Genomic DNA, 25,076 nt, shown 5'->3' with positions numbered 1-25,076 from the left:
GTTGACCAGTGACCGGGCGGCCTGGGAACGTCCCTGGTCATGAGGACTGCCGCTGCTCGCCGGTGCGTGCGCGTCGCGCTCGTGGAGCGACGCCACGTCGACCTGTGCCGTCAGTCCGGCGCGCTCTGTCGCTGACCCGCGCCCTCTTCTCCTCCCTCTTCTCCTGCGTCTCGTCCTCCTTCTTCCTTCCCAACCTCTCCTGGGGATCACGCATGCCCGAAATATCCCGTCGTGTCTTCGGTGGTCTGGTCGGTGGCGGTGCGGTGACGGCCGTCGCCGGCGCGTCCTCCACCGCCGGGGCCGCCTCGCCCACCGAACGCCCGTTCAAGGCCCGTACCGCCGGCCGCCCCGGCAGACGCCCGAACGTCCTGTTCATCCTCGGCGACGACCTGGGCTGGGCCGACCTCTCCTCGTACGGCTCCCCGCACATCAAGACCCCGAACCTGGACCGGCTCGCCGCGCAGGGCGTGCGGTTCACCCACGCCTATTCCGGCTCGGCGACCTGCTCCCCGACCCGGTTCAGCCTGTACACGGGCCGCTTCCCGGGCCGTACGAAGGGCGGCCTGGCCGAGCCCGTCGGCAACCGCACCCAGGGGCTGGACCCGAACCACCCGACCCTCGCCTCGCTGCTGAAGAACGCGGGGTACGCCACCGCCCTGATCGGCAAGTGGCACTGCGGCTGGCTGCCGGACCACAGCCCGACCAAGTCCGGGTGGGACGAGTTCTTCGGCAACTTCGGCGGCGCCCTGGAGTACTTCTCCAAGCTCGGCCAGCTCGGCGACTACGACCTGTACGAGGGCGACGCCACCTACAAGGACCTGCGCTACTACACGACGGTCCTGACCGAACGCGCCGTCGAGTACGTCGGCCGCGACCACGACCGGCCCTGGCTGCTCAACCTCAACTTCACGACCCCGCACTGGCCGTGGCTCACCGAGGACGACGAGGAGAAGGGCGCCGAGATCGCCGCGCGGATCCGCGCCGGGAACGTGCTGGGCGGGCTGCTGCACAACGACGGTGGCTCGGTGGAGAAGTACCGGGAGATGGTGGAGAGCCTGGACGCCTCCATCGGCAAGGTGCTCACCGCGCTGCGCCGCTCCGGCCAGGAGGAGAACACGATCGTCGTCTTCGCCAGCGACAACGGCGGCGAGCGCTTCTCCTACCAGTGGCCGCTCAGCGGCGCCAAGTCCGAGCTGTTGGAGGGCGGCATCCGGGTGCCGACCATCCTGCGCTGGCCGGCCCGGATCGACGGGCGCCAGGTCAGCCACGAGCCCGTCTACTCCCCGGACTGGACGGCGACCCTGCTGGAACTGGGCGGCGCCCGGCCGCACCCGGCGTACCCGCTGGACGGCCACAGCCTCGCGGGCTACCTGCTGCGCGGCGAGGACGTGCCCGAGCGCGACCTGTTCTGGCGGGTGCGGGGCAACCGGGCACTGAGGCGCGGCGACTGGAAGTACTACCGGGACGCGGACGGCAAGGACCACCTGTTCAACCTCGCCGCCGACGCCCGCGAACAGGCCGACCTCGCCTCCGACCGCCCGGAGCTGCTCGCCGAACTGCGGGCGGCCTGGGAGAAGGTGGACGGCGAACTGCTGCCCTACCCGGCGCCCTGAACCCGGTCGGGCTCAGCCCAGGATTCCCCGGTCGTAGGCCGTCGCCACCGCCGCCGCACGGTCGTTGACGCCGAGCTTGGCGTACAGGTGCGTGAGGTGGGTCTTCACGGTCGCCTCGCTGATGAACAGTTCGCGGGCGATCTCCTTGTTGGAGGTGCCCCGGGCGACCAGGGCGAGCACTTCCCGCTCACGGGCGGAGAGGGGCTCGCCGCCGGGGTTCTTGGGCGCGCGGACCGCGGACACCAGCCGGGAGGCGACGGCCGGGGAGAGGACGGTGCGGCCCTGGGCCGCCGCGCGGACCGCGGTGAACAGCTCGTCGCGGGGCGCGTCCTTGAGGAGGTATCCGGTCGCGCCGGCCTCGATCGCGGGCAGGGTGTCGGAGTCGGTGTCGTACGTGGTCAGCACGAGCACCTTGGCGCGGGCTCCGCGCCGGGTCAGCTCCCGGATGGCGTCCACGCCTCCCCCGCCCGGCATCCTCAGGTCCATCAGGATGACGTCCGGGTCGAGCGCGGCGACCCGCTCGAGTGCCTCGACGCCGTTCTCCGCCTCGCCGAGGACGCGGAAACCGGGCGCGGACTCGAACATGCCGCGCAGGCCGTCGCGTACGACGGGGTGGTCGTCGACGACGAGCAGGGAGATCACGGGGTCATCGGTCATGGCGGACCAACGGTACGCGAGCCGACACCGCCGTCCCGTGGCCGGGCTCGGCCTCGACGGTGAGGGAACCGGCGATGCGCTCGGCGCGGGCCCGCATGCCGTCGAGGCCGAAGCCGCCGCTGGGGGTGCGTTCCCGCTCGGCGCGCGGGTCGAAGCCCCGGCCGTCGTCGCGGATGTCGAGGGTGACCTCGTCGCCCATGTAGGAGAGGGTGACGCCGACGCGTTCGGCGGCGGCGTGCCGCGCGGTGTTGGACAGGGCCTCCTGGGCGATGCGCAGCAGGGTCGCGGCCACCTCGTCGTGGAGTGGCTCGGTGGTGCCGGTGGCGGTGAACCGGACCTGGACGCCCATGCGTTCGCCCCACTCCGTCACCGTGCTCCTCAGGGCCTCGGGCAGGCCGTCCTCGGCCAGGGCGACGGGAGCGAGGTTGTGCACGGAGCGCCGGGCCTCGCCGAGGCTGTGCCGGGCCAGGGCCGTCGCCCGGTCGACGTGCTCGCGCGCCAGGTCCGGGTCCGAGGTGTTCGCCACGACCTGGAGCTGGGCGATGATGCCGGTCAGCCCTTGGGCGAGGGTGTCGTGGATCTCGGCGGCCAGCCGCCGGCGTTCGTCGGCCACGCCCGCCTCGCGGGCCTGGACGAGGAGCTGGGCGTGCAGGGCGGCGTTCTCGTCGAGCGCCTGCTGCAACGCGGTGTTGGTGCGCTCCAGCTCGGCGATGGTCGCCACGCGGGCGCGGCTGCGGGCCTCCTCCAGTTCGGCGAAGTGGCCGAAGAGGAAGACCAGCATGGCGTTGGCCATGAGGATGGCGCCGAAGAGCACCCACTCCAGCTGCCCGCTCGGCGGCAGGCCGCCCGACTGGGAGCCCGCCAGGGTGACGGCCGTGGCGAACAGACCGGCCTTGCGCAGGTGCTCTGGAAGCAGGCGCTCGACGCTGAAGTAGCCGATGACGGCGTAGAAGGCGAACAGTGGGTTCACCCAGGTGAGGGCGAACCCGACCGCCCAGCGGAGCGCGTAGTGCCGGATACCCGCGGTGGACGGTCCGGGACGAGTGCGGACCGTTCTGCTCCAGCACAGGTGCAGGACGACGGCCCCGCCGATCAGGGCGCCGCACGCCCAGCGCTCGGCCGTGGTCATCCCGAGCGCATCGGCGGTCGCCCAGGCGATCAGTGTGCTCAGTGCCAACAGGCCGTACGGGCCCCAGCGTTCGAACAACGCCCATCGGTCGTCGAGCGCCGTGGTCTCCGTCATGGCGTCATTGTCCGCCAGGCCCGCTCCCCCGCCCCTTGTGCTCACTCCCAGCGGAACCAGCGCGAGGCCGCCGCCGTGAGCAGCACCGTCCAGGCCGCCAGGACGCCGAGGTGCGTCCAGCCGGGCCAGTCGCCCGCCGCGGCCTCGTTCAGGGCCTGCGCGGCGGCGCCGAACGGGGTCCAGCCGACGATCTCGGCCAGCACGTCCGGCATGGCCTCCACCGGCAGCCACACTCCCGCGCAGAACATCGCCGGGAAGAGGGCGGTCGACCCGATCGCGGTGGCGATCTTCGTCGTGCGGGACAGGGCGGAGAGCAGGGCCCCCAGGGCGAGGGACGCGAGCAGGGCGAGCAGTAGTGCGAGGAGGTAGCCGAGCGGCTGCTCCGGCAGCGTGACGTCGAAGGCCAGGCGGCCGACCGCGAGGGTGACCAGGGCGGAGAGCAGCGCGGCACCGCCGAGCACCAGCATCTGCGCGGTCAGCAGAGCCACCGGACGTACCGGCGTGGTCGACATCCGGCGCAGGATGCCGTTCTCCCGGTAGCCGGTGATCGTCGGCGGCATGCCCTGCAGCCCGCCGACGATCAGCCCGAGGAGGACGGCCACCGGCACGTAGGCGTCGACCGGGCGCAGGCCGCCGAGGTTCGGGTCGGTCTCGCGGAAGGACGGGACGGAGCCCACGATCACCAGCAGCAGGGTGGGGAAGAGCAGGATCCAGAAGATGCCGCCGGGTTCCCGCCGGAAGAGGCGGATTTCGGTCTTCAGTACGGCGGTGTCGAGGACGTCGGTGCTCATGCCGTGGCCTCCGTGAGGTCCAGGAAGGCGTCGTCCAGCGTGGCGTCGGTGACGCGCAACTGGTGGGCGGTGACGCGGGTGCGGGCGAGGAGGGTGATGACCGCGTTGACCGTCTCGTCGGTGCCGGACAGCGTGACGCGGCCGTCCTTGCGCTGGACCGAGGCGAGCCCCGGCAGCGCGTTGAGGTCGTCGTCGTCCAACGGGCCGGACGGGGTGAAGCTGATGACGGTGGCACCCGCCGATCGGCGGATCAGCCCGGCCGGGGTGTCCAGGGCCGACACCCGCCCCTTGTCGATCACCGCGATGCGGTCGCAGAGGCGCTGCGCCTCCTCCATGAAGTGCGTGACCAACAGGACGGTGACGCCACCCGTCCGGATGTCCTCGATGAGCTGCCAGGTGTCGCGCCGGGCGCGCGGGTCGAGGCCGGTGGTCAGCTCGTCCAGCACCACGATCCGCGGGTCGCCGATGAGGGCGAGCGCGATGGACAGGCGCTGCTTCTGGCCGCCGGAGAGCGTGGCGAACCGGGTGTTCAGCTTCGGGACGAGACCGAGGCGTTCGGCGAGCGGGCGCCAGTCGGCGGGCTTCGGGTAGAAGCCGGCGTACAGCTCCAGGGCCTCGCGGACGGTGAGTTTGGGCTGGAGTTCGCTCTTCTGGAGCTGGGCGCCCAGGACGCGGGTGACCTCCTTGTGGTCGGCGACGGGGTCGAGGCCGGTGACACGGACACGGCCCGCGTCGGGGACGCGCAGTCCCTCGACGCACTCGACGGTGGTGGTCTTGCCGGCACCGTTCGGACCGAGGACGCCGAAGATCTCGCCCTCCTCGACGGCGAACGACACACCGTCGACGGCGGGGCGGCCACCGTAGGCCTTGCGCAGGTCGGTTACTTCGATGACGGGCATGGCACCAGCGTCCCGGGACACGGGTGGCCGGTACATCGGCCGTCGCGCTCGAAGGCGCATCGGCCGATCGGTCGATGCCCCCGTACGACCCCGGTGCGCGCGAAAACTCGGTGGGCAGTGTCAGTGGTGAACCGTAGGCTCGCTGCTGATGCCCACGACATCCGCCCCCGCCCCGGACCACCCTGCCGAGAAGCGTTCCACCGTGCGCGCCCTGCTGCGGCTGTGGCCGTACGTGCGGCCCGTGCGGGTGCGGCTGGCGACCGCGGCGGTCATAGCGATCCTCGCGTCCTGCGTGGGGCTGGTGATCCCGCTCGTCCTGAAGTGGATGGTGGACGGGCCGGTCGCCGACCGCGATCCGGCGGGTGTGTGGCTCGGGGCGCTGTACCTGCTGCTCCTCGGCCTCGCGGAGGCGCTGCTGTTCGGGTTGCGGCGCTGGCTGGTCGCCCGGCCGCTGGCGGGGGTCGAGGCGGGGATGCGGGCGGATCTGTACCGGCATCTGCAACGGCTGCCGGTCGCCTTCCACGACCGGTGGCCCTCTGGGCAGTTGCTGTCGCGCGGGACGACGGATCTGATGCTGCTGCGGATGTTCCTCGCGTTTCCGCTGACGTTCCTGCTGGTCAACGGCGTGACGATCCTGGTCGGCGTGGGCATCATGCTGGTCCAGGACTGGACGCTGGGGCTGGTGATCCTCGGGCCCGCCATCCCGGTGATGATCACCTGCGGGATCTTCGAGAAGAAGTACTCCGCGGTGGCGCGGCGCGCGCAGGACCAGGTCGGGGATCTGACGACCGTGGTCGAGGAGAGCGTGCTCGGCATCCGGATCATCAAGGGGTTCGGGCGGCACCGCAGCCAGGCGCGGGCCTTCCACGAGCTGTCGCACACGCTGCGCGGGACGGAGCTGCGCAAGGCGCGGCTGCTGGCGTCCATCTGGGCGGTGATCGTGACGCTGCCGGAGCTGGCGATCGGTGCTGCGCTGGTGGTGGGGGCGGTGCAGGTGGCGGACGGGGCGCTGTCGGCGGGCACGCTGGTGGCGTTCCTGTCGACGGCGCTGGCGCTGCGGTGGCCCGTCGAGTCGATCGGCTTCCTGCTGGCGATGAGTCAGGAGGCGGCGACGGCCACGGATCGGTACTTCGAGGTGATGGACGCGGAGGTCGAGTCGCCGGGGGTTTCGGGTGACCCCGCGTCCGTGTCGGGGGGTGGATCGCGCAGCCCGGCGTTGCGGGGTGCCGCCCGCGCCCGCCCGTGCCGCCCCGGGCGGCACGACTGCCCGCGGACCGACGGGCTGAACTTCCACGCCGTCACGTTCCGGTACCCCGATGCGCCTCCCGGCTCCCCGCCCGTCCTCGACCGGGTCGACCTGCACATCCGGTCCGGTGAGTCCATGGCCCTGGTCGGGGCCACCGGGAGCGGCAAGACGACGCTGACCGCGCTCGTTCCGCGGCTGCACGAGGTGACCGACGGGCGGATCACCCTGGACGGCGAGGACATCACCGCCCTGTCCCGCGAGGAGCTGCGCGCCCTGGTCGCCGTGGCCTTCGAGGAGCCCACGCTCTTCTCGGCGAGCGTCGGCGAGAACGTGCTGATGGGCGCCGGGGACGGAGCCGGGGACGAAGAGCTGCGCCGGGCGCTCGCCGTCGCGCAGGCCGACTTCGCGCACGCCCTCCCCCAGGGCACCGACACCCAGGTCGGCGAGCAGGGTCTGAGCCTGTCCGGCGGACAGCGGCAGCGCCTCGCGCTGGCCCGTGCGGTGGTCGGGGGACCGAGGTTCCTCGTCCTGGACGACCCGTTGTCCGCGCTGGACGTGCACACGGAGGCCGCCGTGGAGGCCGCGCTGCGGCAGGTCCTCGCGGACACCACCGCCCTGATCGTGGCGCACCGCCCCTCCACGGTCCTGCTCGCCGACCGCGTCGCCCTGCTGTCCCAGGGCCGTATCGCCGCCGTCGGCACCCACCACGAACTGCTGCGTACGAACGCCGAGTACGCCCATCTGATGTCCGGCGCCGAGGAACAGGAGGACGACCGGCGATGACGGCCCCCATCACGTCCCCGCCCGCTCCCGGCGAGGCGGAGGATTCGCCCCGGCCCCAGGGCACGGAGCACACCGGCGACGACTTCGACAAGGACGTCCTGCCCAGCCCGCCCGGCGCGACCGCCGCCCTGCTGCGGTCCCTGCTCGCGCCCCGGAAGGCCCGCGTCGCCCTCACCACCTTCCTCCTGCTGCTCCAGCAGGCGGCGGTGCAGGCGGGCCCGCTGCTGGTGGCGTACGCCATCGACCGCGCCGTACCGGCCCTGCGGGACGACGACCACGGTCCGCTGATCGCGGTGGGCGCCGGTTGTCTGCTGTGCTCGCTGGCCGCCGGCGCGCTGCAGTACGCGTTCATCGCCGCCGCGGCCGGCGTGAACCAGGACGTGCTGCTGGACCTCAGGGGCCGGATCTTCCGCCACGCGCAGGCGCTGAGCGTCGACTTCCACGAGCGCTACACCTCCGGCCGGCTCATCTCCCGCTCCACCACGGACGTGGAGTCGCTGCGCGAGCTGCTCGACGAGGGCCTTCAGGAGCTGGTGACGGTCATCCTGTCCTTCGTCTACATCTCGGCGCTGCTGCTCTGGCTGGACCTGGGGCTCGGCGCGGTCGCGGTGGCGTCCTTCGTGCCGCTGTACGGGCTGGTGCGGCTGTACCGGCGGCGCGCGGGGCGGGTGTACCGGCAGCGGTCCACGGCGATCGCGGCGGTGATCGTGAAGTTCGTGGAGACGATGAACGGCATCCGTCCGGTGCGCGCCTTCCGCCGGGAAGCCGCCAACGACGCCGACTTCGCCCTACTGAACCGGCGCCACGAACGGACCAACGGCGACGCGCTGCTCGAGATGGCCCGTTACGTCGTCGGCTCGCGCCTCGTCGCCAACACGGCCGTGGCGGGGATCGTTCTCTGGGGCGCCTACCGGGTCGCCGACGGCACGCTGGCGCTCGGTGTGCTGGCGGCGGCGGTGCTGTACCTGCGCCGGCTGTACGACCCGATCGACCGGCTCGGCATGTTCCTCAACTCCTACCAGTCGGCCGCGGCCTCGCTGGAGAAGATCGCCGGGCTGCTGGCCCAGACGCCGTCGGTGCCCGAGCCGACCGCGCCGAGGGAGCTGCCGCCGCTCAAGTCGGAGCACCCCGGGCGCGAGGTCGTCTTCGACTCGGTCCGCTTCGGCTACCGCACCGGCGGCGAGGTACTCCCCCGCTTCGACCTGACGATCCCGGCCGGGCAGACCGTCGCCGTCGTCGGCTCGACCGGCGCGGGCAAGTCGACGCTGGCCAAGCTGCTCGCCCGGTTCTACGACCCCTCCGACGGGCGGGTCCTGCTGGACGGCACCGACCTGCGCGACCTCGCCGTGCCCGAACTGCGGCGCGGGGTGGTGATGGTGACGCAGGAGGCGTTCCTGTTCTCCGGCACGGTCGCGGAGAACATCGCCATCGGCCGGCCCGAGGCCACGCGGGAGGAGATCGAGCAGGCCGCGAAGGCGATCGGCGCGCACGACTTCATCGGCGCGCTGCCCGACGGCTACGACACCGACGTCCGCAAGCGGGGCGGTCGTATCTCCGCCGGTCAGCGGCAGCTGGTGGCGTTCGCACGCGCGTTGCTGGCGGATCCGGCGGTGCTGATCCTCGACGAGGCGACCAGCTCGCTGGACATCCCCGGGGAGCGGGCGGTGCAGCGGGCGATGGCGACGGTGCTGAAGGGCCGTACGGCGGTCGTGATCGCGCACCGGCTGTCCACGGTGGAGATCGCCGACCGGGTGCTGGTGATGGAGCACGGCCGGATCGTGGAGGACGGTCCGCCGGACGAACTGATCGCCGGTACGGGCCGGTTCGCGGACCTGCACCGGGCGTGGCGGGACAGTCTGGCGTGAGCGGCTGCCGAGGGGACGGACGGGCACGATGATCGACGCGTACGAGGACCCCGGCACGCCCGACCGTCGCAGCGGCCGGCACTACCTGGGGTGGCTGGTCCGGCGGCAGTGGCGGCGGTGCGCGGCGGGCGCGGTGTTCGCCAGTATCTGGATGGTGCTGCTGGCGGCGACGCCGTATCTGATGGCCCGGGCGGTCGACCACGGCCTGGAGCCGGGTGACCTGGGCGCGCTGGGGCTGTGGACCGGTGCGCTGGTCGCCGTGGGGATGCTCAACGCCTGGCTGGGCGTCCTGCGGCACCGCACGATGACGCGGGTCCGGATGGACGCCAACTTCCGTACGGTCAAGGTCGTCGTCGGGCACGCCGTGCGGCTGGGCGCGGCACTGCGCCGGCAGGTGGGGACCGGGGAGGTGGTCACCATCGGCGTCGGCGACGTGCAGACGATCAGCCAGTCGCTGACGGCCGTGGGCCCCGGCGTGGGAGCGGTCGTCGCCTATGCGTCCGTCGGTGCGCTGATGCTCTCGGTCTCGACGCAGCTCGCCCTGGTGGTGCTGCTGGGCGTGCCGCTCCTCGGTGTGCTGCTGGGGCCGCTGATGGGGCGGTTGCAGGGCCGGGAGGCCGAGTACCGGGAGCGGCAGACGGTGCTGACCGCGCGGATCGGCGACCTCGCGGGCGGACTGCGGGTGCTGAACGGGCTGGGCGGCAAGAGCCTGGTCGCGGACGCCTTCCGCCGCGACTCGGCGCGGCTGCGCGCGCAGGGCTACGAGGTCGGGGCGGTGACCAGCTGGATCCAGGCCCTCGGCGTGGGGCTGCCGATGCTGTTCCTGGCGCTGGTGACCTGGCTGGGCGCGCGGCAGGCCGCGCAGGGGCACATCAGCGTGGGCGAACTGGTCTCGGTGTACGGCTATGTCGTGGCGCTGGGCTGGCCGGTGGCGTTCCTCATCGAGATGGGCCACCAGCTCAGCCGGGGCGTGGTGGCCGCCCGCCGCGTCGTCGCCTTCCTGCGCCTGGACCCCGAGCCCGACACCGGTACCCGCGACGCCCCCGCGGAGCCCTCGCCCCTGTACGACCCGGCCTCCGGCGTGCGCGTCCTGCCCGGCCGCCTGACCGCCCTGGCCGGCCCCCGCCCCGCGGACGCCGCCGAGATCGTCGACCGTCTGGGCCGGTACACCCCGTCCGACGTGACGTGGGGCGAGGTCCGCCTGGACGAGGTACGCCTCGCACAGGTACGGCCCCGCATCCTGGTCGCGGAGGCGGAGGCCGACCTCTTCGCAGGCCACCTGCGCGATGTAATCGGTGATGCGGAACCCGACGTCAGGGGCGCGGGCAGTATCGATGTGCGGCTCCGCCGCGTGGGCGCGACCAGCCACACCAAACCCGCAGACGCCCAGCAACCAGCCGAGGCAGACGCAGACGCGCACCTCACCCAGGCAATCCATGCCGCTGCCGCCGACGACATCGTCCAAGCCCTCCCCGACGGCCTGCAAACCCCCGTCGCGGCCCAAGGCCGCACCCTCTCCGGCGGCCAACGCCAACGCCTCCGCCTGGTCCGGGCCTTCCTCACCGACCCCGAGGTCCTGCTCGCCGTGGAACCGACCTCCGCCCTCGACGCCCACACGGAGTCCACCGTGGCGAACCGCCTGCGCGACGCCCGCAAGGGCCGTACGACCGTGGTGGCCGCCACCTCCCCGCTGATGCTCGACCAGGCGGACGTCGTGCACTACCTGGTCGACGGCAAGGTCGTCGCCACCGGCACCCACCGGGAACTCCTCGACACCGAGCCGGGATACAGGTCTCTGGTCGCACGGGACGACGAGGTGGTCCAGTGACACAGCTCCCCGTCGCCGACCGCCCCGACGTCCGCCGGGCAGCAGCCCACCTCGTCCGCGCCGACCGGAGGTCCTTCGCCGTCGTCCTGGGTCTGAACGCGCTCGCCGCCCTGGCCGGGCTCGCGGGCCCGTGGCTGCTCGGCCGGATCGTCGACGAGGTGCGCGCCGGGGGCGGGGTCGGAGCCGTGGACCGGATGGCGCTCGCCATCCTGCTGTGCTCGCTGGCCCAGCTGCTGCTGGCCCGCTGGGCGCGGTACGTCGGGCACCGCTTCGGTGAACGGACGCTCGCCCGGGTGCGGGAGCGGTTCGTGGACCGGGCGCTGGCCCTGCCCGCCTCCGTGGTGGAGCGTGCCGGCACCGGCGACCTGACGACGCGCGGCACGGCCGACGTGTCCACCGTCGGCACGACGCTGCGCGACGCGGGCCCGGAGCTGCTGATCAACGCCGTGCAGGCGCTGTTCCTCAGCTGTGCCGTGTTCGTCCTCGACCCGCTGCTCGGCCTGGTCGGTGTGCTGGGGCTGACGCCGGTCTGCTTCGGGCTGCGCTGGTACCTGCGGCGGGCGCGGGCCGCGTATCTCGCCGAGGGGGCAGCCACCTCGGACGTCGCCGAGAGCCTCGCCGCCACCGTGGCGGGGGCCCGTACGGTCGAGGCGTTCCGGCTGGGTGAGCGGCGCGTGGCGTCGAACCGGGAGGCGTTGGAGGTCTCTCGGCGGACCCGGTTCCACACGCTGTATCTGCGCAGCGTGTTCTTCCCGACGGTGGACGCCTCCTACATCTTCCCCGTCGCCGGTGTGCTGATGATCGGCGGCGTGCTGCTCGCGCACGGGGCGGTGAGCCTCGGGGCGGTGGTGGCGTGCGCGCTGTACCTCCAGCAGCTGGCCGTGCCGCTGGACGAGGTGCTGATGCGGATCGAGCAGTTGCAGAGCGGTGGCGCCTCCTTCGCCCGGGTGGAGGGGCTGGCGCGGGCCGAGCGGGCGGCGACGGAGGACTCGCCGGCCCCGGTGGACGACCGGATCGATGTGCGCGGGGTGCGCTACGCCTACGACCGGGGCGGGGAGGTGCTGCACGGCGTGGATCTGACCGTGCGGCCGGGTGAGCGGCTGGCGGTCGTGGGGCCGTCCGGGGCGGGCAAGACCACGCTGAGCAGGCTGCTGGCGGGCGTCGACGCGCCGACCGAGGGCTCGGTGACGGTGGGCGGGGTGCCGGTGGCCGGTCTGGAGCCCGAGCGGCTGCGCCGGCAGGTCGTCCTGGTCACCCAGGAGCACCACGTCTTTCTCGGCACGGTCCGCGACAACCTCCTGATCGCCGAACCGGGGGCCACGGACGAGGAGTTGTGGGCCGCGCTCGCCACCGTGGGCGCCGAGGAGTGGGTGCGGGACCTGCCCGACGGTCTCGGCGCCGAGCTGGGCACGGGCGGTCACCGGACGGACGGCTCGCAGGCGCAGCAACTCGCCCTGGCCCGGGTGGTGCTGGCCGACCCGCACACGCTGATCCTCGACGAGGCCACCGCCCTGCTGGACCCGACGACGGCACGGCACACCGAGCGCGCGCTCGCCGCCGTGCTGAAGGGTCGTACGGTCATCGCCATCGCGCACCGTCTGCACACCGCGCACGACGCGGACCGGGTGGCCGTGATGGAGGGCGGCCGGCTGACCGAACTGGGCACGCACGACGAGCTGGTGGCGGCGGGCGGGGCGTACGCGGCGCTGTGGGGGTCCTGGCACGGGGAGTCGTCGCCGAGGCCCGGTCGCTGACCGGCGCTCGGTCTCCGCGGCGGCTCAGCCGGCCAGCAACTCCCGCTGCAGATCCCGCAGCCGGCTGCCGGGCTCGAGGCCGAGCTCCTCGCGCAGGGTGCGGCGGGCGTCCTGGTAGAGCTCCAGTGCGTCGGCTCGGCGACCGCATGCGCGCAGGGCGAAGAGGTGAAGTCGCGAGAGCCGGGGGAAGTACGCTCGCTCCCCTGCCTCACCTGGTCCTGGCGGCCGGTTCGTCGGTGCGGGCGGTGTCCTGGCCGTCCGGGGCCGGACCGCCGCCCGGCCGCCCGGTCCGAGCCGGTGCGGGGGCGCGTCCCGACAGGAAGAGGCAGGGCACGAGGGCGAGGGCGGTGAAGACGAGCGCCCACCAGAACGGGGGGCCGAAGGCGGGCGCCAGGCCCTCGGCGACGTCACTGCCCGGCGCCACCTCGGCGACGGTCGGGCCGCCGGCCGGCAGCCGGTCCTGCATGTGCTGCTGGAGCACCACGGCGAGCACGGCGGTGCCGAGCGAGGAGGCGACGCGCTGGAAGACGTTGAAGCCGCTGGTCGCGCTCGGCGCCAGCTCCCGGGGCACGCTGCTGAACGCCACCGTCATGGTCGGCAGCATCGAGCAGCCGAGCCCCAGACCACGGACGATCATGGCGACGCTGAGGAACACCTGGTTCGGGCCGGCGTCGATGACGGCGAACGGGACGGTGCCGACGACGGCGAGGACGGCACCCGCCGCGCTCAGGCCGCGGGCGCCGAGCATTGCGGTCAGCGGGTTCATCAGGACGACGCCGATGAAGAAGCCGATGCTCTGCGGAAGCAGGAGCAGCGCGGACTCGGTGACGCTGGAGCCGTGCACCAGCTGGAAGTACATCGGCAGCGGGATCATCACGCCGTACATCGCGAAGCTCAGGGCGAGGTTGGCCAGGGTGCCGTTGCGGAAGCCGGAGCGCCGGAACAGCCGTAGGTCCACGAGCGGTTCGATGCGCACCCGTAGCGCGCGGAGCGTGAAGACGGCGAGGAGGACGACTCCGGCGACCAGGGCGACGAGGGTGCGGGTGTCGCCGAAACCACCCTTCGCGCCGGCCTCCGAGAGGCCGTACAGGAACGCGCTGAGACCGGGCATGAGCAGGATCAGACCGACCACGTCGAGCTTGGCGTCCTTGGTGGGCGGTACGACGTTGCGCACCTTCAGGGCGACCAGGGCGATGGTGATCAGGCAGAACGGCACGTTGATGAAGAACAGCCAGCGCCAGCTCAGGTGGTCGATGAGGACGCCGCCGAGCGTGGGGCCGATGAGCGGAGCGAACATCGAGGGGATGGAGACGATGCCCATCAGGCGGCCGAGGCGCTGCGGCCCGGCGGCCTGGGCGAGCAGCGCCTGGCCGACCGGGACGACCAAGCCACCACCGATGCCCTGGATCAGCCGGAAGGCGATGAGGCTGGGCGCCGACCAGGCGAGCCCGGCGAGCACCGAGCCGGCCAGGAACAGCAGCTGGGCGAAGATCACCATCTGCTTGGCGCCGAACCGCGCGGCGGCCCAGCCGCTGAGCGGGATCGCCGCGGACAGGGCCAGCAGGTAGCCGGTCACCACCCACTGCACCGTGGAGATCGAGGAGTCGAAGGTGCGGGCGAGCGGCCCGATGGCGACATTGACGATCGTGCTGTCGAGCAGGCTGGCGAAGCCACCGAAGGCCATGGTCCCGCTGAGCCACCACAGCTCCGGGGTGATGCGCCCGGAGTCCGCCCCGCTCTCCGGGCCGGTCGGCGCCTGTTCCGTGCTCACGACGGCTTGCTCCCCTTTGACGGTCGTGGTTCGCGGGCTAATCCCGCACCGTCATCGTTCCACAACATCTGTCGTCTACACAACAGATGTTGATTAGTAGCCATGTGTCAGGTAAGGAGCCGCTCCGCGACCGTGTCGAGGACGGTGACGAAGCCGCGCGGTCCGCCAGGAAGAAGTGGCCGCCCGGCACTTCGGACAGCGTGAACCCCACCGTGGTCTCGGCCGCCCAGCCCCCCATCGCCGCGCCCGGCACCAGAGCGTCGTCGGTCCCGGCGAAGCCGTGCACGGCGACGGCGATCCGCTCCCCCGGCCGGCGCCGGTACCCGGCGACCAGCGCCAGGTCGGCCCGCAGCGCCGGCAGCAGCAGCTCCAGGAGGGCGGGCGCGGCCAGCACGGGCGCCGGGGTGCCGCCCGCCGCGCGCAGCCACGCCACCAGCTCGGCCTCCGAGCCGTGCCAGGCTGCCTCGGGGCGCACCGACGCGGGCGGCGGACTCGCGCCCACGAACAGCGCGGCGGGCGGGCGCCGCCCGGGGGCGCGGGCGAGTTCGTGGGCCAGAGCGAGGCCCAGCAGACCGCCCATGCTGTGGCCGTAGATGCCGTAGATGCCGTAGATGCCGTAGGGGCGGTCCAGGTACGGGCCGAGGGCTGCGGCCAGCCGTACGGCCAGCAGCCGGGCGTCGTCGACCGCGGGCTCGGCCGTGCGGTTGCCGTGCCCGGGCAGCCGCACGGCGACGGCCTCGGCCCGGCGCTCGCCGGGGCCGGGCAGCGGGCACCGCGTGAAGTGCCCGGAAGGCGCTCGCGCTGCCGCCCGCGTACGGCAGGCAGAACAGCCGGACCGCCACCGAGTCCCCGTCCGAGGGCGTCGGCCGGAGCCACGGCTCGGCGGGCCGGCTCACGGTCGCGGTCCGCCCGGCAGCCGCACCAGCGCCTCGCCGCGCACCGTGAGCCGGCCGGTGTCCACCAGCCGCACGGCGAGGGCCAGCCGGGCGGTGCGGCCGTGCGGTATTCGGGCTCGGCCGAGACGACCTCGATGCCCATCCGCGAGGCCAGTTGCTCACCGGCCAGCGCCTCGGGCGCGGAGAGCATGCTGCCGCGCACGGGTGCCGCCACCGCTGTGCCGGGCCCGTCGGCCGCCGGACGTTCGCTCGCCATGAATCCTTCTCCCGTGTGGTGGTGCGCACCTGCGTCACCTCGGCTGCGCACGACCACCATCGCGGTGCGGGCGGAGCGGGCCAAGACCCCCACGAGCTGACCGTTCGGGCAGGTGACACGGTTCCGCGACCGACCGGGAACACGGCGGAAGCGGGCGGCGGGCCCGCCTCTGCAGCCAGAGACGGGCCCGCTGCCCTGCGTTCCTCGACGTTCTACGCGGCGGGCCGGCCCACCATGTGCAGTCCGCGCCAGGCGTGCTCCGCGGCCTCGTCCGCGGTCAGTTGCTGCGGACGGAACAGCCAGCAGCTGACCAGGCCGATGAACGCCCCGGCCGAGCAGTGCGCGCGCAGTTCGACGCCGGCCTCGTCGGGCCTGCCGACCCCGGCGTCCGCCAGCTGACCCGCGACCTGCTCGGCGAGGAGTTGGCGCAGCCGGCTGACGAAGCGGGCGGAGCCGCAGGGGCCGAGCATCCGCCGGTACAGCGTGATGTCGCCCTCGATGTGGCGGAACACGTCGACGAACTCGCGCGGCATGTCCGCCGGGAGGACGACGAGCGGACAGCGTGCGGCCAGACCGACCAGCTTGGCGAGTTCGTCCTCCATCGCGTCGAGCATCAGCTCGTCCAGGTCGCGGTAGTGCTGGTACACGGTGGCGCGGTTGATGGTCGCCCGCTCGGCCACGTGCGCGATGGTGATGGACTGCAGCTCCTGCTCGGCCGCGAGCTCCAGGGCGGCGGCCCGCAGCAACCCGCGCGTCCGTACGATCCGGGGATCGACACGCCGCTGCGCGGACTGGGCGGGCCCTGCGGACTGTGCCGTCTTCGCGACCGATGCGGACATCTGTCCAGGCTACCTCACTCTAGGCGACATGTGTCGTGGACTGCTCCCTCGCGCCGGCCGTCTGGCCGACGCCGGAGAGCAGTCCGTCCTCCATCGCCCGGACGACGGCCAGCGTCCGGTTGGGGCAGTTGAGTCTGGCCAGCACGTTGCCGACCAGGCGCTTCACTCCGTGCTCGGAAATCTGCAGCCGGCGGGCGGCCTGCTTGTTGCTCAGGCCCTCGGCCACCAGGTGGAGCACCTCCAGCTCGCGCGGGGTGAGCAGGGCACCGGGCGGGCCCCAGGGCCGTACGTCGGCCGGGGCCGGCTGGGTCTGCCGCAGCGCCCGTCGCACGAGGGTGGCCGACACGTAGAACTTGCCGGCCTGGACATCGGCGACCGCGTCGGCGAAGACCCTCGGGGTCAGCCCCGACCAGTCGAGTACGCCCTCACCACGTCCACCGCCTCGACCAGTCCCCCCGCCGGCACCGACTGCTCACGCCAGTGCAGTGCGGTGCGCCCGAGATTTCTCCGAGAGCACCGCCATGACCCGCGCGACATGTGCCGCGCCGTCCGCAGCAACCCACGCCCGCCCACCTCGCCTCACGACACGGAGGCGCCGCACTCGAAGCGGGCCCGCTCTGTCCTCGCCGACGCAGGCCAGCCATTTCTCAGCCGGGGCCGCGGACAATCTGCGAACGGAGTACGTCAACGACCCGGGACTGAAGTCCCGGGCTTGCACAACGGGGCATCACTGGCGGTGATGCTCAGTTTGCGTCCAGCCCCGGGCCGCGGTTGCGGGGGGGGAGGGGCCGTTGACGGGGCCCCGCGTCGCCACAACTGCCGCGCGCGGGCGCGGATGTTGCGGGAGCTGTTCCGGTCGGCGTGATCAACGAATCCGCAGGACCGGCACGCGAACTGGGCCTGACGGACCCGGTTCGCCTTGTCGATGTGGCCGCACTCGGCGCAGGTTTGGGAGGTGTACGCCGGATCGACGTGCACCACCGGCACCCCCACGCGGCGGGCCTTGTACGCGATGAACTGGCCCAGCTGGGCGAAGGCCCAGCTGGAGCGGGTGGCCCGTTGGCTTGCGGAGCCGTGCCCGTTCGCGGATGCCTGTGAGGTCTTCGAGGGCGATTCCGCGACCGGTGCGTTCTGCCTCGGCCACCACATGTTTCGCGATCTTGTGGTTGATGTCCTTGGCCCGTCGCGCTTCCTTGCGGCGACGCTTGTTCAGCCGGCGTCTGGCGGACGGGGTGTTCTTCTTCTGCAGTTTGGCGCGCAGGCCGCGTTCACGGGCCCGGATCCGGTTGAGGGCTCGTCCGGCCATGATCTCGCCGTCCGAGGTGGTTGTACAGCGCGAGCGTGGCCAGCTGCTCCGGCGAGGCGGTGAAGATCACGTTCTCATCCGCCCGCCGGTGGTCCACACCGATACCGTCCGCTGGGTGATCTGCCAGGAGAGCATCCGGTCGTCGAACGGCTGCGCACCATGAGGACGGAAGGCAACAGGGTTTTCGGTGGCACGGCGGTGGTGTGCCGAGCCGGGACGACCCAGACGTCCCGCCTTCAGATTCGCCCTCAGCGTGGCGTACGCGTCGCAGGCCTTCTTGACCACATGCTGGGCCGCCTGCGCGCCCAGGCTCCACCGCGACTTCACCTGCGCGTAGGTGAGCTTGCGCAGGGCGAAGTTCTTGAACTCCCCATGTTCGAAGGCCACCTCACTCGCCCAGGTGGCCGCCTGATTGCAGGCACGCAGGGTCGCCTCCAGAGTCGCCGCCTGCACGGGCGTCGGCAGCAGCCTGACCCCCCACCCCCATGCCCCCGCGAGGGAGCGGGACCCCGGCCGCTGCGCAGCCGGACGCACACAGCGACACCGCGGCGCTGCGCGCCTCGCTGCATGAGGTTGCGGTTCCTCCCGGGGCTGAAGCCCCGGGGTTCCTCGCAAGAATGAGCCGAAGGGCCAGCCGCATCCGCGCCCGACGGCAGACCGATCGGGCCGTCACCCCTCCCCGTCGCGCCGGCACTCGGACCGGTCGCCGTGGACCGACTGAGCGGCCGGTCAGTACCGCACCCGGGCGTCGCTTCCGTATATCGAACATGAACGCCCGGACAACGAACCATTTCCGGCCAACTTACTGACGCGCTCCTGACAAGAGTCCCGTTCTCCTGCCACTCTTCCCACGGCCGCTCCACAGCGCCCCCACAGCGTGCTCATCAGCGCTGTGCCGCGGCCCGCTCACAGCACGTGGTCACTGCGTACCGCCCAGTACCGCCCGGCCGGCCCACCCGTCGTCCGGTCTTCCCTGGCCGCGCGACCCGCGGCCACGCAGAAGGAGTCAGTGTTGAGCAGCAGTACTCCCCACAGACGCACCTCCCACACCCCCTCCCGCCGCACCACCCAGCGCCGCGCCGCGGCCGTCGCCCTGGCCGGTGTCGCCGCGCTGATCGCCACGGCGGTCCAGTCGGGCGCCGCCACCGCGGCCCCCCGGCAGGCCCCCGCACCGGGCGCCGAGTCCGTCACGCTCACCCCGGCCCAGCGCGCCGAGCTGATCGCCGACGCCAACGCCACCAAGGCGAAGACCGCCGACGAACTCGGCCTGGGCGCCAAGGAGAAGCTGGTCGTCCGCGATGTGCTCAAGGACCGCGACGGCACCGTGCACACCCGCTACGAGCGCACCTACGACGGCCTGCCCGTCCTCGGCGGCGACCTGGTCGTCACCACCGACGCGGGGAAGACCGAGCGGGTCGTGAAGGCCACGCAGAAGGCGATCAAGCCGGCCACCGTGACGCCGAAGATCTCCGCCGCGAAGGCCGAGACGCAGGCCGTGGCCGCCGCGAAGGCCGCCGGTGCCAAGGCGCCGGACGCCGACCGCGCACCGCGCAAGGTGATCTGGGCGGCGAACGGCACCCCGGTCCTGGCGTACGAGACGGTCGTGGGCGGCCTTCAGGAGGACGGCACCCCGAACGAGCTGCACGTGGTCACCGACGCCGCCACCGGCGCCAAGCTCTTCGAGTACCAGGCGATCCACAACGGCACCGGCAACACCATGTACAGCGGCACGGTGACGCTGGGCACCGCGCAGTCCGGGTCGTCGTACACGCTGACCGACACCACGCGCGGCAACCACAAGACGTACAACCTCAACCGGGGCACCTCCGGCACCGGCACGCTCTTCACCGGCCCCGACGACGTGTGGGGCAACGGAGCTGCGTCCAACGCCGAGACGGCCGCCGCCGACGCCCACTACGGCGCGGCGCTGACCTGGGACTACTACAAGAACGTCCAGGGCCGCTCCGGCATCCGCGGCGACGGGGTGGGCGCCTACTCCCGCGTCCACTACGGCAACAACTACGTCAACGCCTTCTGGTCGGACTCCTGCTTCTGCATGACGTACGGCGACGGCTCCGGCAACGCCAACCCGCTGACGTCCATCGACGTGGCCGCGCACGAGATGACGCACGGCGTCACCTCCCACACCGCGGGCCTCGTCTACAGCGGCGAGTCCGGCGGCCTCAACGAGGCAACCAGCGACATCTTCGGCGCGGCCGTCGAGTTCTACGCGAACAACTCCGAGGACGTCGGTGACTACCTCATCGGCGAGGAGATCGACATCAACGGCGACGGCACCCCGCTGCGCTACATGGACAAGCCCAGCAAGGACGGCGCGTCCAAGGACTCCTGGTACTCGGGCATCGGCAACATCGACGTCCACTACTCGTCGGGCCCGGCCAACCACTTCTTCTACCTGCTGAGCGAGGGCAGCGGCACCAAGACCATCAACGGTGTCACCTACGACTCGCCCACCTCGGACGGCCTCCCGGTCACCGGCATCGGCCGCGAGAAGGCCGCGAAGATCTGGTTCCGCGCGCTGACCACGAAGTTCACGTCGACCACCAACTACGCGGGCGCCCGCACCGGCACCCTCGCGGCGGCCGGTGAGCTGTACGGCACCGACAGCGCCGAGTACACGGCGGTGCAGCACGCGTGGGCGGGCATCAACGTCGGTTCCCGCCCCGGTGACGGCGGTGGCGGCGACGGCACGACCTTCGAGAGCGGCACGAACGTCACCATCCCCGACTACGGGTCGGCGGTGACCTCCTCGGTCACGGTCTCGGGTCGCACCGGGAACGCGCCGAGCAACCTGAAGGTCGGCGTGGACATCGTGCACACCTGGCGCGGTGACCTGCGGATCGACCTGATCGCGCCCGACGGGACGGCGTACCTGCTGAAGAGCAGCGGCTACGACCCGGCCGCGGACGTGCACGAGACCTACACGGTCAACGCCTCGTCCGAGTCGGCCAACGGCACCTGGAAGCTGCGCGTCCAGGACCAGGGCCGGCAGGACACCGGCTACATCGACGCCTGGCGGCTCACCTTCCCGTAAGCCGGAAAACCCGGACACGGTCTGACGGGGCGGCACCCGGAACTCCGAGTTCCAGGGTGCCGCCCTACCCTTGGTGCCCATGTCCTTCACGTACGACGACGTCGGCGCCACCCGCGAGCAGGGCCACTGCCCGCCCGGCTTCCGCCCCCTGCACGTACGCACCCGCCTCGGGGAGGGCGAACCGGTGTTCCGGCGCGCGGTCGAGGCCGTGCTGACCTGGGAGATGCACCGGGAGATGGGCGTCGGCATCGACGCGAGCGCGGAGCGTGCCGCGCCCGGCGTCGACGTCACCGTCACCCTCGCCGGGATGATCAAGGCGCCCTGCCGGGTGGTGTGGACCCTGGAGGAACCCCGCCGGGCCGGCTGGGCCTACGGCACGCTGCCCGGCCACCCCGAGTCCGGCGAGGAGGCGTTCGTCGTGGACCGCACCGGTGACGGCACGGTCTGGCTGACCGTGAACGCCTTCAGCCGCCCGGCGAAGTGGTACGCCAAGGCCGGCGGGCCGGCCGCCCGCGCCTTCCAGCACGCGTACGCCCGGCGCTGCGGCACCGTCCTGCGGCGCCTGAGCGGCGGCGACGAGCAGGACTGACCGCGCCGCCGCCGACGGTCACCTCATCAGCATTCCCGCCGCCTGCGCCAGCTCGTCCGAGGGCACCGCGACCAGCCCCGGCTCCGCGCCGGACGCCAGCAGCCGGTGCGCGGGCAGGATCCGGACCGTGTAGCCGAAGGGGCCGGTGCGGTCCAGGGCGAGCGGCCCCTCGTACACCCAGCGGCCCTCCAGGTCGGGGCCGCCCACCGGTTTCAGCGGCACCGTCGTCGCGTCGGTGATCCGGTCCTCGGAGTCCACCCGGCCGGAGACCGCCTGCACCTCCACGTCCTCCGGCGCGAGGTCGCCGAGGTTCACCCGCACCCGCAGGCCCAGGGTCGTGCCGAGTTCGGCCAGGGCGGTGGCGGCGGAGGTCTCCACATGGCCGACGCTCACCCCGGGCCAGGCCCTGCGCAGCCGGGCCTTCCACTCGGCCAGCGACCGGGCGGAGTCGGGGTCCATCGCGCGGTGCGCCTCGGCCGCCGGGGCGTAGAGCCGCTCGACGTACTCGCGGACCATGCGGCCGGCCAGCACCTTGGGCCCGAGCAGGCTCAGGGTCCGGCGGACCATCTCGATCCAGCGGTCGGGCAGCCCGCTCGCGCCCCGCTCGTAGAAGCGGGGGGTCACCCGCTGCTCCAGCAGGTCGTAGAGGGCGGCGGCCTCTATGGCGTCGCGCCGGTCCGGGTCGGTACCCGCGCCGTCGGCGGTGGGGATCGCCCAGCCGAAGTCCGGCTGGTACCACTCGTCCCACCAGCCGTCCAGCACCGACAGGTTGAGGCAGCCGTTGAGCGCCGCCTTCATGCCGGAGGTGCCGCACGCCTCCAGCGGACGGAGCGGGTTGTTCAGCCAGATGTCGCAGCCCGGGTAGAGCTTCTGCGCCATCGCCATGCCGTAGTCCGGCAGGAACACGATGCGGTGCCGCACCCGCGGGTCGTCCGCGAACCGCACCAGCTCCTGCACCAGCCGCTTGCCGCCGTCGTCCGCCGGGTGCGCCTTGCCCGCGACGACGATCTGGATCGGCCGCTCGGGGTGCAGCAGCAGGTCCATCAGCCGGTCCCGGTCGCGCAGCATCAGCGTGAGCCGCTTGTACGACGGGACACGCCGCGCGAACCCGATGGTGAGCACGTCGGGGTCGAGGACGTCGTCGATCCAGCCCAGCTCGGCCGTCCCGGCGCCGCGCTGCCGCCAGGAGGCGCGCAGCCGCTCCCGCACCTCCTCGACGAGCTGCTCGCGCAGGGTGCGGCGCAGCTCCCAGATGTCCTGGTCGGGGATGTCGGCGACGGAGTCCCAGCGGTCCGAGTCGCCGACGGTCAGCGCGTCCTCGGCCCGTTGGACGCCGATCTGCCGGGCGCCGAGCCGGAACACCTCGGGTGCCACCCAGGTCGGTGCGTGCACGCCGTTGGTGACGGAGGTGATCGGCACCTCGTCGGCGTCGAAGCCGGGCCACAGTCCGGAGAACATCTCCCGGCTGACCCCGCCGTGCAGCAGGGAGACGCCGTTGGCGCGCTGGGCCAGCCTGAGGCCCATCACGGCCATGTTGAACAGGTTGGGCTCGCCGCCGGGGTACGTCTCCATGCCGAGCCTGAGGACGCGTTCGACGTCGATGCGCGGGAGCTCGGCGTCGGGACCGAAGTGGCGGGCGACCAGCTCGCGGTCGAAGCGGTCGATGCCGGCCGGGACCGGTGTGTGCGTGGTGAAGACCGTCCCGGCCCGGACCGCCTCCAGCGCGGAGTCGAATTCGAGCCCCTCGTCGCAGAGTTCGGCGATGCGCTCCAGACCGAGGAAGCCGGCGTGGCCCTCGTTGGTGTGGAACACCTCCGGCCCGGCGTGGCCGGTGAGCCGGCAGTACGTCCGTACCGCCCGGACACCTCCTATGCCGAGCAGCATCTCCTGGAGCAGCCGGTGTTCGCTGCCGCCGCCGTAGAGCCGGTCGGTGACGCCCCGTTCGCCGAGGTCGTTCTCCTCCACGTCGGAGTCGAGGAGCAGCAGCGGGATGCGCCCGACCTGGGCGAGCCAGACGCGGGCGCGCAGCTCCCGGCCGCCGGGCAGCGCGAGCGCGACGTGGGCGGGGGTGCCGTCGGGCTCCTTGAGGAGGACGAGGGGCAGCTCGTGGGGGTCGAGGACGGGGTAGTGCTCCTGCTGCCAGCCGTCCCGGGACAGGGTCTGGCGGAAGTAGCCGTGGCGGTAGAGCAGGCCGACGCCGACGAGGGGCACGCCCAGGTCGCTGGCGGCCTTGAGGTGGTCGCCGGCCAGGATGCCGAGGCCGCCGGAGTACTGGGGCAGGGCGGCGGTGATGCCGAACTCGGGTGAGAAGTAGGCGACGGCGGCGGGGAGCCGGCCGGACTGGGCCTGGTACCAGCGGTCGCCGGTCATGTAGTGGTCGAGGTCGTCGGCCACCGCGGTCAGCCGGCGCAGGAAGCGCCGGTCCTCGGCCAGCTCCGCGAGGCGCGCGGACGGGACGGTGCCGAGCAGCCGTACCGGGTCGCGGCCGGACGCGGTCCAGCACTCGGGGTCGACGGACTGGAAGAGGTCGCGGGTCTCCGGATGCCAGGACCAGCGCAGGTTCCGGGCCAGATCACTGAGCGGCCGGAGGGGGTCGGGGAGAACGGGACGGACGGTCAGTCGACGGATCGCCTTCACCCCGACGACGTTACCGGCGTTGATGTGTCCCCCGCCGGGGGCTTCGCCCTCGGAACTCCGATTCGGCCTGAAAGGTGTCGTTCTCGATCACCGGACGGGCTAATAACCACCGGCGTGACGATCTCCCGGCGGGGAAGGTGTCGAGTCAGGGTCGTCGCGTGTGTCGACATACGCGTGAGTAGGTAACAAAGTGCCGGATTGCCCACCCGAACAGTGTGGGAAGGCTCCTGCGGTACACCCCACATGCACCCCCCAGCAGGACCCACCTCCCCAGAGTCATCCGCCCACCCACGTTGACGCGGACAGGAGCGGTCATGCCCGCCACGCACCATTCGTCAGCATCCCCCGCGGCGCCTGACGGGGCGCCCCGCGCGGACGGCACCACCGTCGTCGGACGCATCCCCGTCCTGGACGTCCGCCCGATGGTCCGGCAGGGACGCAGGCCCGCGAAGGCCGTCACCGGCGAGTCCTTCGAGATATCGGCCACCGTGTTCCGCGAGGGCCACGACGCGGTCGCCGCCAACGTCGTCCTCAGAGACCCGCGCGGCCGGCCGGGTCCGTGGACGCCGATGCGGGAACTGGCCCCGGGCACCGACCGGTGGGGCGCCACCGTCACCGCCGGTGAGCCCGGACCGTGGTCGTACACCGTGGAGGCGTGGGGCGACCCGGTCACCACCTGGAAACACCACGCACAGATCAAGATCCCGGCGGGCATGGACACCGACCTGGTCCTGGAGGAGGGCGCCCGGCTCTACGAGCGCGCCGCCGCGGGCGTGCCGCGGAGCGCGGACCGGAGCGAGCTGCTCGCCGCCGTCGACGCGCTGCGGGACGAGACCCGCCCGGCCGCGTCGCGGCTGGCGGCGGCGTTGACGCCCGAGGTCGCCGCGGTGCTGGCCCGGCATCCGCTGCGCGAGCTGGTCACCACCTCCGACCCACTGCCCCTGCTCGTCGAGCGCGAACGCGCCCTGTACGGCGCCTGGTACGAGTTCTTCCCCCGCTCCGAGGGCACCCCCGACCGCCCCCACGGCACCTTCCGCACCGCCGCCCG

At 72.7% G+C, this 25,076-nt stretch carries 20 protein-coding genes and 1 pseudogene; 9 read left to right on the top strand and 12 right to left on the bottom strand.

From position 1 onward, the window contains the following. Positions 1–39: 39 nt before the first annotated feature. Positions 40–135 (top strand): putative leader peptide, encoded by a 96-nt coding sequence (locus tag ACIGO6_RS35550; protein WP_399883802.1) that lies wholly within the window; start codon positions 40–42, stop codon positions 133–135. A 77-nt stretch (positions 136–212) separates the two neighbouring features. Next, positions 213–1,613 carry a sulfatase gene (locus tag ACIGO6_RS35545; protein ID WP_399883800.1) on the top strand — a complete coding sequence of 467 codons (1,401 nt, stop codon included), beginning with the start codon at positions 213–215 and terminating at the stop codon, positions 1,611–1,613. 12 nt (positions 1,614–1,625) lie between these two features. On the opposite strand, the gene ACIGO6_RS35540 is transcribed toward ACIGO6_RS35545, so the two are convergent. From ACIGO6_RS35540 to ACIGO6_RS35525, 4 genes are read right to left on the bottom strand one after another with little or no spacing between them, the layout of a single operon-like run. Next, positions 1,626–2,270, bottom strand: coding sequence for a response regulator (locus tag ACIGO6_RS35540; protein ID WP_399883798.1), 645 nt, complete (start codon positions 2,268–2,270; stop codon positions 1,626–1,628). After that, complete coding sequence (locus tag ACIGO6_RS35535) at positions 2,260–3,513, bottom strand: sensor histidine kinase (protein WP_399883796.1); 1,254 nt, start codon at positions 3,511–3,513, stop codon at positions 2,260–2,262. The genes ACIGO6_RS35540 and ACIGO6_RS35535 overlap by 11 nt, the downstream gene beginning before the upstream one ends. A gap of 41 nt (positions 3,514–3,554) precedes the next feature. After that, positions 3,555–4,304: an ABC transporter permease gene (locus tag ACIGO6_RS35530; RefSeq protein ID WP_399883794.1), complete on the bottom strand. Its 750-nt coding sequence runs from the start codon at positions 4,302–4,304 to the stop codon at positions 3,555–3,557. After that, on the bottom strand, positions 4,301–5,203 hold the full coding sequence (locus ACIGO6_RS35525) for an ATP-binding cassette domain-containing protein (protein WP_399883792.1): 903 nt from the start codon (positions 5,201–5,203) through the stop codon (positions 4,301–4,303). Before ACIGO6_RS35525 ends, ACIGO6_RS35530 begins: the two co-directional genes overlap by 4 nt. Before the next feature lie 148 nt (positions 5,204–5,351). Here ACIGO6_RS35525 and ACIGO6_RS35520 point away from each other — a divergent pair, with 148 nt between their 5' ends. Genes ACIGO6_RS35520 through ACIGO6_RS35505 form a run of 4 tightly spaced genes read left to right on the top strand, consistent with a single transcriptional unit; the run spans position 5,352 to position 12,679 of the window. Further along, on the top strand, positions 5,352–7,232 hold the full coding sequence (locus ACIGO6_RS35520; protein ID WP_399883790.1) for an ABC transporter ATP-binding protein: 1,881 nt from the start codon (positions 5,352–5,354) through the stop codon (positions 7,230–7,232). Then, the gene (locus ACIGO6_RS35515; RefSeq protein WP_399883788.1) at positions 7,229–9,097 is read left to right on the top strand and encodes an ABC transporter ATP-binding protein; all 1,869 of its coding nucleotides are present in this window, start codon (positions 7,229–7,231) and stop codon (positions 9,095–9,097) included. Before ACIGO6_RS35520 ends, ACIGO6_RS35515 begins: the two co-directional genes overlap by 4 nt. Before the next feature lie 28 nt (positions 9,098–9,125). Then, positions 9,126–10,925 carry an ABC transporter transmembrane domain-containing protein gene (locus tag ACIGO6_RS35510; RefSeq protein WP_399883786.1) on the top strand — a complete coding sequence of 600 codons (1,800 nt, stop codon included), beginning with the start codon at positions 9,126–9,128 and terminating at the stop codon, positions 10,923–10,925. Next, on the top strand, positions 10,922–12,679 hold the full coding sequence (locus ACIGO6_RS35505) for an ABC transporter ATP-binding protein (RefSeq protein ID WP_399883784.1): 1,758 nt from the start codon (positions 10,922–10,924) through the stop codon (positions 12,677–12,679). The genes ACIGO6_RS35510 and ACIGO6_RS35505 overlap by 4 nt, the downstream gene beginning before the upstream one ends. 24 nt (positions 12,680–12,703) lie before the next feature. On the opposite strand, the pseudogene ACIGO6_RS35500 reads toward ACIGO6_RS35505, so the two are convergent. From ACIGO6_RS35500 to ACIGO6_RS35470, 7 genes and pseudogenes are all read right to left on the bottom strand, one after another. Then, a pseudogene (locus ACIGO6_RS35500) lies at positions 12,704–12,850 on the bottom strand (BTAD domain-containing putative transcriptional regulator); the annotation flags it as partial. 37 nt (positions 12,851–12,887) lie between these two features. Then, positions 12,888–14,450: a DHA2 family efflux MFS transporter permease subunit gene (locus ACIGO6_RS35495; RefSeq protein ID WP_399883782.1), complete on the bottom strand. Its 1,563-nt coding sequence runs from the start codon at positions 14,448–14,450 to the stop codon at positions 12,888–12,890. A gap of 37 nt (positions 14,451–14,487) precedes the next feature. Continuing rightward, positions 14,488–15,216, bottom strand: coding sequence for a thioesterase II family protein (locus tag ACIGO6_RS35490; RefSeq protein WP_399883955.1), 729 nt, complete (start codon positions 15,214–15,216; stop codon positions 14,488–14,490). Between the two features lie 598 nt (positions 15,217–15,814). Further along, positions 15,815–16,441: a TetR-like C-terminal domain-containing protein gene (locus ACIGO6_RS35485; protein WP_399883780.1), complete on the bottom strand. Its 627-nt coding sequence runs from the start codon at positions 16,439–16,441 to the stop codon at positions 15,815–15,817. Positions 16,442–16,460: 19 nt separating this feature from the next. Then, a complete protein-coding gene (locus tag ACIGO6_RS35480) occupies positions 16,461–16,787 on the bottom strand; it encodes a response regulator transcription factor (RefSeq protein ID WP_399883778.1) in 327 nt (108 codons plus the stop codon). 338 nt (positions 16,788–17,125) lie between these two features. After that, entirely contained in the window at positions 17,126–17,590 is a 465-nt protein-coding gene (locus ACIGO6_RS35475) for a zinc ribbon domain-containing protein (RefSeq protein ID WP_399883776.1), read from the bottom strand. A 223-nt stretch (positions 17,591–17,813) separates the two neighbouring features. Continuing rightward, the gene (locus ACIGO6_RS35470) at positions 17,814–18,200 is read right to left on the bottom strand and encodes a hypothetical protein (RefSeq protein WP_399883774.1); all 387 of its coding nucleotides are present in this window, start codon (positions 18,198–18,200) and stop codon (positions 17,814–17,816) included. Positions 18,201–18,759: 559 nt separating this feature from the next. Here ACIGO6_RS35470 and ACIGO6_RS35465 point away from each other — a divergent pair. Continuing rightward, on the top strand, positions 18,760–20,802 hold the full coding sequence (locus ACIGO6_RS35465) for a M4 family metallopeptidase (protein ID WP_399883772.1): 2,043 nt from the start codon (positions 18,760–18,762) through the stop codon (positions 20,800–20,802). Between the two features lie 79 nt (positions 20,803–20,881). Then, the gene (locus ACIGO6_RS35460; protein WP_399883770.1) at positions 20,882–21,391 is read left to right on the top strand and encodes a DUF1990 family protein; all 510 of its coding nucleotides are present in this window, start codon (positions 20,882–20,884) and stop codon (positions 21,389–21,391) included. An 18-nt stretch (positions 21,392–21,409) separates the two neighbouring features. Here the strand turns inward: ACIGO6_RS35460 and ACIGO6_RS35455 are convergent, their stop codons facing one another. Continuing rightward, complete coding sequence (locus tag ACIGO6_RS35455) at positions 21,410–24,028, bottom strand: glycosyltransferase family 1 protein (RefSeq protein WP_399883768.1); 2,619 nt, start codon at positions 24,026–24,028, stop codon at positions 21,410–21,412. Positions 24,029–24,342: 314 nt separating this feature from the next. Here ACIGO6_RS35455 and ACIGO6_RS35450 point away from each other — a divergent pair. Further along, a partial coding sequence (locus tag ACIGO6_RS35450) for a maltotransferase domain-containing protein (RefSeq protein WP_399883766.1) occupies positions 24,343–25,076 on the top strand: 734 nt, incomplete at its 3' end.

The sequence above is a fragment of the Streptomyces sp. NPDC053750 genome (assembly GCF_044544295.1).
In the GTDB taxonomy this organism is placed as follows: domain Bacteria; phylum Actinomycetota; class Actinomycetes; order Streptomycetales; family Streptomycetaceae; genus Streptomyces.
Note: the sequence above shows the minus strand (reverse complement) of the source record. Positions and strands in the feature narration are given on the sequence as shown.

Excerpts from the sequence above, each read along its gene's own strand:
- ACIGO6_RS35535 (WP_399883796.1), bottom strand. The coding sequence starts at position 3,513 with ATGACGGAGACCACGGCGCTCGACGACCGATGGGCGTTGTTCGAACGC.
- ACIGO6_RS35460 (WP_399883770.1), top strand. The coding sequence starts at position 20,882 with ATGTCCTTCACGTACGACGACGTCGGCGCCACCCGCGAGCAGGGCCAC.
- ACIGO6_RS35530 (WP_399883794.1), bottom strand. The coding sequence starts at position 4,304 with ATGAGCACCGACGTCCTCGACACCGCCGTACTGAAGACCGAAATCCGC.
- ACIGO6_RS35485 (WP_399883780.1), bottom strand. The coding sequence starts at position 16,441 with ATGTCCGCATCGGTCGCGAAGACGGCACAGTCCGCAGGGCCCGCCCAG.
- ACIGO6_RS35545 (WP_399883800.1), top strand. The coding sequence starts at position 213 with ATGCCCGAAATATCCCGTCGTGTCTTCGGTGGTCTGGTCGGTGGCGGT.
- ACIGO6_RS35510 (WP_399883786.1), top strand. The coding sequence starts at position 9,126 with ATGATCGACGCGTACGAGGACCCCGGCACGCCCGACCGTCGCAGCGGC.
- ACIGO6_RS35515 (WP_399883788.1), top strand. The coding sequence starts at position 7,229 with ATGACGGCCCCCATCACGTCCCCGCCCGCTCCCGGCGAGGCGGAGGAT.
- ACIGO6_RS35540 (WP_399883798.1), bottom strand. The coding sequence starts at position 2,270 with ATGACCGATGACCCCGTGATCTCCCTGCTCGTCGTCGACGACCACCCC.
- ACIGO6_RS35475 (WP_399883776.1), bottom strand. The coding sequence starts at position 17,590 with ATGTGGTGGCCGAGGCAGAACGCACCGGTCGCGGAATCGCCCTCGAAG.
- ACIGO6_RS35520 (WP_399883790.1), top strand. The coding sequence starts at position 5,352 with ATGCCCACGACATCCGCCCCCGCCCCGGACCACCCTGCCGAGAAGCGT.
- ACIGO6_RS35525 (WP_399883792.1), bottom strand. The coding sequence starts at position 5,203 with ATGCCCGTCATCGAAGTAACCGACCTGCGCAAGGCCTACGGTGGCCGC.
- ACIGO6_RS35550 (WP_399883802.1), top strand. The coding sequence starts at position 40 with ATGAGGACTGCCGCTGCTCGCCGGTGCGTGCGCGTCGCGCTCGTGGAG.